This window comes from Streptomyces calidiresistens, from assembly GCF_014141525.1.
Lineage (GTDB): Bacteria > Actinomycetota > Actinomycetes > Streptomycetales > Streptomycetaceae > Streptomyces > Streptomyces calidiresistens.
Genome location: NZ_VKHS01001641.1, coordinates 1 through 380, shown reverse-complemented (window position 1 = coordinate 380; position 380 = coordinate 1). Strand labels below are relative to the sequence as shown.

Sequence of the window (380 nt, the reverse complement as noted above, 5' to 3'; positions counted from 1 at the left end):
AAGAGCACGGGGGACCGGGTGGTGGTGTCGGGATTGCCCGGCGGCGGGAAGTCCACCCTCATCCGACGCATGGTGACCGAGGCCGGTCCGCGCTGGGGGGATCCGGTCGCGATCGACTCCGAGGACGTACGGCTGCGCTGGGAGGACCGGTTGCCCGACGGGTTGCCCTACGCCGTCTATCGACCGGTGGCCCGCCTGGAGCACTTCCTCCGCTTGGAGCGCGCGCTGCGGTCGGGGGCCGGGGTGCTGGTGCACGACTGCGGACGCCACCGGTGGGTGCGCCGGCGGCTGGCCCGGGACGCCCGGCGTCGGGGGCGCGGTTTCCTGCTGCTGGTGCTGGACGTGCCGGCGCGGGAGGCGCTGGAGGGGCAGGCGAGGCG

1 protein-coding gene is annotated in these 380 nt (G+C 75.3%); it reads left to right on the top strand.

Going from position 1 to position 380, the window contains the following annotated elements; translation table 11 throughout:
* Nucleotides 1–24 precede the first annotated feature (24 nt).
* Nucleotides 25–380, top strand: a 356-nt coding sequence (locus tag FOE67_RS28625) for an AAA family ATPase (protein ID WP_323385677.1), incomplete at its 3' end; no start/stop codon positions are given.